Below are 5,047 nucleotides of genomic sequence, written 5' to 3'. Positions count from 1 at the left end.
GTGGGCGCGGCCGTCCGCGTGCACGGGCTCCGGCGCCTCCGTCGGTGGGAGGCGGGCGCGACGGGCGGCGCCGCGAGGCCCCGGCCCGAGGAGACGGTCGCGGCCTGACGGCGGATCCGCCTCACCCGTCGAGCGCGCCGCCGACGTGCTCGCGGAGGAGCGTCTCGAGCGCGGTGCGCTGCGCGTCCTCCAGGTGCGCCGGGAGAGTGTGCTCGTCGCCGACGTGCAGCCGCGCGCCCTCCACGCGGATCGCCGTCGGATCGAGGCCGGCGATCGGCGTCGCCACGGGCTCCTCCATGAGGTCCTTCGAGCGGATCGCGGTGCCGGTGACGACGACCCCGTACGGCCCGCCGAGGGTCTGGTCGGTCACGGTGAAGAGGATCCGCTCCTCCTCCGGCAGTGCCAGCGCCTTCGTCAGCCGGGCCATGTGCTTGCGGTGCCGCGGATCGTCCGGCAGCCGCACCACGTCGCCGAGCCCGAGCTCCGCGATGCGGCCGACGAGGCCGCGGGCGCGGGGCACGGCCGCGGGCAGCGACCGCGAGGTCCGCGCGTCGTGCTCGAGGGTGAGCGCGACGGCCCGCTCCAGCGCCCCGAGGAGGGCGGGCCGCGCGTCGGGAGGGAGCAGGTGGTCGACGTGCTGCCACGCGAATCCCCCGGCGGCCGTCGCGACGGTCGCCGCCGCCGCCGCGGCGGCGCCCTCCGGGCCGCGGACCAGCGGGATCCGCCGCACGGGCGCGCGGAGGATCACCCCGGACGGCGCGTCCCGCACGTGGACGGCGCGGTCGGTCACGAGGAAGCCCACCGCCTCCCGCGAGCGCGTGAGGCGGTTCATCGCGTGGTAGCCGAGGAACGCCACGGGGCGCTCCGCGGAGCCGTGGAGCAGCTGCGCCGCGGCCCGCTCGACGACCTCGACGGCGTCCTCGAAGGGGTGCGGCACGGCCGCGGGCACGAAGACGAGCCGCGCGATGCGCGGATCGCCGATGGTCGCCTGCCCGACCTCCCCGACGAGGCGTCCCCACTCGGCGTCGGGGCCGACCTCGTCGTCGCCCGCGTCGTCGTCCGGATCCGTCATGGTGCCCCCGTGGTCGATCGTCGCGACGAGCATGTCAGGCCCGTGCGCCGGCGGAAGGGCGGCGCCCCCGGACGCGCGGCCGGTGCGCGTCAGGCAGCCGACGCGGCGTCCCGGGCGGCGATCCGCTCGGCCCGGCGGGCGCGCCCGCCCGCCAGCTGCAGCACGAGCGCGACCAGGGCGCTCGCCGCGACGAAGGCGCCGTAGACCGTGAGCACGACGGGCAGGCCGTCGGCCTCCACGAAGACCCCGGCGACGATGCTCGGTATCCCGAACGCGAGGTAGCTGGCGACGTAGACCGAGGAGAGCAGGCTCGCGCGCTGGTCGACGGGCGCCTCCGCGAGCACCAGCCGGAGGCCGGCCTGGAAGCCCGCGCCGAAGCCGACGCCGCCGACGACCGCGGCCACGGCGAAGAGGGGGAGCGACGCCGTCCAGATGGCCGCGACGAGGCCGACCGGGCCGAGCACGAGCGCGACGACGCCCACGATGAGGCTGCGGCGGGCGTCGCGGGTGCGGATCACGATGCCGGTGACCGCGCCCGTGCCGGTGAACAGGGCGATGGCCGCGCCCGTGAGCGCGGCGCTGTGCAGGCCGAAGGTCGTGCCGAGGACGGAGCCGATGAACGCGAGGAACATGCCGCCGAGCGCCCAGCTGGCGATCATGCCGCCGACGACGGCGGTGAAGACCGAGCGGGCGGCGCGCGGCACGGCCACCGACGGCACGAGCGAGCGGAGCGCGCCCGCCCGCCGCGGCTGCCGCTCGGGAACGACGGCGACGGCGACGCCCGCGGCGAGCATCAGCCCGGCGAGCACCAGGAACACCGTCTCCTCCGGAGCCGGCCCGTAGGCCACGAGGAAGCCGCTGCCCAGCGCGCCGACCGTGAGCGCGGCGGGCGGCACCACGCCGTTGAGGAAGGCGGCGAGGCCGGACCGGCGGACGGGCTGGTGGTCGATCATCCCGGCGCCGAGGGCCCCGGTCGCCAGGCCGATCGCGAGGCCCTGCAGGATGCGCGCGACGACGAGCGCCAGCCCGTCCTCGGCGAACGCGAACACGAGCATGGCGGCGACGGAGACGGCGAGCGCCCCGAGGATCACGGGCCGGCGGCCGATGTGGTCGGACAGCCGCCCGGCGGTCAGCAGGGTCGCGAGGAGGCCGGCGACGTAGACGGCGAACACGACGGTGAGCACCACGGGCGGCAGCGCCCACTCCTCCTGGTACACGGGGTAGAGCGGCGAGGGCGCGGCGCCGCTGGCGACCAGCACGAGCAGCGTGAGCGCGTAGACGAGGAGGCCCACGGGGGACTCGCGGCGGGGTGACGCGAGCGGGGCGGATCCGGCGGCGGTGGGCGCGGATGCGGTGTCGGTGCTGCCGGTGGTCATGTGCGCTCCTCGCGGTGGGCGGATCCCCGCGGCCGGGCGGGGCGGGCCGCTCCCCGTCGAGCGCGCGACCCCGATCGGGTCACGAGGAGGGGCAACGACGGACCGCTCGCGGGAATTCCCCGGGTGGAGACCACCTAGGCTCGTCCGGTGGCCCATCTGCTGGGAGCCGAAGCGCTCCACCTCGAGTTCCCGACGCGCGTGATCTTCGACGACGTGACCATCGGGGTGAACGAGGGCGACCGCATCGGCATCGTCGGACGCAACGGCGACGGCAAGTCGACCCTCCTCTCCCTCCTCGCCGGGCGCCTCGAGCCCGACCGCGGCCGCGTCACGCGCCGCCGGGGCGTCACCATCGGCGTCCTCGACCAGAGCGACACCCTGCCCGACGGCCAGACCGTGGGCGAGGCCATCGTCGGCGGCATCGACGAGCACGAGTGGGCGGGCAACCCGCTCGTCCGCGACGTGATCGACGGGCTCGCGTCGGACGTGCCGTGGGACGCGGACGTCGCCCAGCTCTCCGGCGGCCAGCGCCGCCGGGTCGCGCTGGCGAAGCTCCTCATCGGCGACCACGACATCCTGTTCCTCGACGAGCCCACCAACCACCTCGACGTGGAGGGCATCGCCTGGCTCGCCGGGCACCTCCGCCGCCGCTGGGCGCCGAGCTCCGGCGGCCTCATCGTCGTGACCCACGACCGGTGGTTCCTCGACGAGGTCGCCAACGCCACGTGGGAGGTGCACGACCGGCTCATCGAGCCGTTCGAGGGCGGGTACGCGGCGTACATCCTGCAGCGCGTCGAGCGCGACCGCAGCGCCGCGGTCTCCGAGGCGAAGCGCCAGAACCTCATGAAGAAGGAGCTCGCGTGGCTGCGCCGCGGTGCGCCCGCACGCACGGCGAAGCCCAAGTTCCGCATCGAGGCGGCCAACGCCCTCATCGCCGACGAGCCGCCCGCGCGCGACACCGTCTCGCTCGCCTCCATGGCCATGCAGCGGCTCGGCAAGGACGTGGTCGACCTGCTCGACGTGTCCGTCAGCTACGGCGACAAGCAGATCCTGAAGGACGTCGAGTGGCGCATCGCGCCCGGCGAGCGCACCGGCATCCTCGGCGTCAACGGCGCCGGCAAGTCGACGCTGCTGTCGCTCGTCGCCGGCTCCCTGCAGCCCACGAGCGGCCGGGTCAAGCGCGGCAAGACCATCAAGGTGGCCGTGCTCACGCAGCAGCTCGACGAGCTGAAGGACGTGCTGGAGGACCGCGTGTCCACCGTCATCGGCCGCCAGCGCACCACGTACGTCGCGGGCGGCAAGGAGATGACCCCGGGTCAGCTCCTGGAGCGCCTCGGCTTCACGAGCGCGCAGCTGTCCACCCCGGTGAAGGACCTGTCGGGCGGCCAGAAGCGGCGCCTGCAGCTCCTCCTCATCGTGCTCGACGAGCCGAACGTGCTCATCCTCGACGAGCCCACCAACGACCTCGACACGGACATGCTCGCCGCGATGGAGGACCTGCTCGACTCCTTCCCCGGCACGCTCCTCGTCGTGAGCCACGACCGGTACCTCATCGAGCGCGTCACCGACCAGCAGTACGCCGTCATGAACGGGAACCTCCGCCACCTCCCGGGCGGCGTGGAGCAGTACCTGAAGCTCCGGTCGCAGCCCGGCAACGCGGAGAAGGCGACCGTCGCGCGGCCCGACGAGGTCGGCGGCCAGGCCACCGCCACGCTCGGCGGATCCGGCGGCTCGCAGCTCCAGGGCGCCGAGCTCCGGAACGCGCAGAAGGAGCTCGCGAGCATCACCCGGAAGCTCGAGAAGGCGGACACCCGCCGCCGCCAGGCGCTCGACGCCATGGCGGAGCACGATCCGGACGACTACGAGGGGCTGGCGAAGGCGAACGAGGGCGTGCGCGCCATCGAGGCCGAGGTCGAGGCCTTCGAGAGCCGGTGGATGGAGCTCAGCGAGCTGCTCGAGGGCTGATCCGCCGGCCGGTCAGTACGCGAGCTGACCCGCCGGGAATGCGAGCGTGATCGTGCTGTCGGGGGCCAGGGCCGCCGTGAGCTCGATCCCCGCCATCACGATCCGGCCGTCGAACGCGCGCAGCGGCGCGTCCGCGACCCAGGTGACGTGGAGGTCCGAGGCGGCGAGCTGCGCGGGGGACACGCAGGACAGGATCCCGGATCCGGGGCTCGCATCGTCCTCCCGCGGTGATCCCGACCACGGGTACACCAGCAGGCACACGTCGGCGGAGATCGTGCGCGCCACGTAGAGGCCCACGCTCGTCTGCACGCCGCGGATCGAGGAGAGGTCGACGTCGCCGCGCGGCGAGCGGGGCGGCGAGTCCGCCTCCTCCCGGGGGCGGTCCAGGACGTCCTGGAGGGCGATGCCGCGGGACCGGCCGCCGATGTCGGTCCCGAGCAGCGAGAGGACGTCCGCCGGATCCGGGGGCTCGGGGGCGTCGGCGTCCGCGGGGTCGGTCGGGGTCGGGGAGGCGGTCGCCTCGGCGGACGGCGCCGCGGCTCCGTCCCGGCCCGCGGCGATGCCCGCGCCGCCGAGCAGCCCGACGACGAGCGCGCCCGCGGCCCACGCGAGGGGGCGCCGGGACGGGTCCCGC

Annotated in this window: 3 protein-coding genes and 1 pseudogene; 1 reads left to right on the top strand and 3 read right to left on the bottom strand. The window is 75.3% G+C overall.

The genetic code is table 11. The features are described 5' to 3' along the window. Nucleotides 1-121: 121 nt before the first annotated feature. Together Q6969_RS12845 and Q6969_RS12840 are read right to left on the bottom strand one after the other, a co-directional pair. Nucleotides 122-1,105, bottom strand: coding sequence for a hypothetical protein (locus Q6969_RS12845; RefSeq protein WP_317230782.1), 984 nt, complete (start codon nt 1,103-1,105; stop codon nt 122-124). Between the two features lie 56 nt (nt 1,106-1,161). Then, nucleotides 1,162-2,448, bottom strand: a complete 1,287-nt coding sequence (locus tag Q6969_RS12840) for an MFS transporter (protein ID WP_104290150.1) — start codon at nt 2,446-2,448, stop codon at nt 1,162-1,164. A gap of 147 nt (nt 2,449-2,595) precedes the next feature. On the opposite strand from Q6969_RS12840, the gene Q6969_RS12835 reads away from it, so the two are divergent. Continuing rightward, nucleotides 2,596-4,413: an ABC-F family ATP-binding cassette domain-containing protein gene (locus Q6969_RS12835; RefSeq protein WP_104290149.1), complete on the top strand. Its 1,818-nt coding sequence runs from the start codon at nt 2,596-2,598 to the stop codon at nt 4,411-4,413. Between the two features lie 12 nt (nt 4,414-4,425). On the opposite strand, the pseudogene Q6969_RS12830 reads toward Q6969_RS12835, so the two are convergent. Next, a pseudogene (locus Q6969_RS12830) lies at nt 4,426-5,047 on the bottom strand (hypothetical protein); the annotation flags it as partial.

The sequence above is a fragment of the Clavibacter sp. MX14-G9D genome (genome assembly GCF_032917815.1).
Classification (GTDB): Bacteria; Actinomycetota; Actinomycetes; order Actinomycetales; family Microbacteriaceae; genus Clavibacter; species Clavibacter michiganensis_K.
The sequence above is the reverse complement of the archived record's forward strand: the minus strand, read 5'-3'. Positions and strand labels throughout refer to the sequence as shown.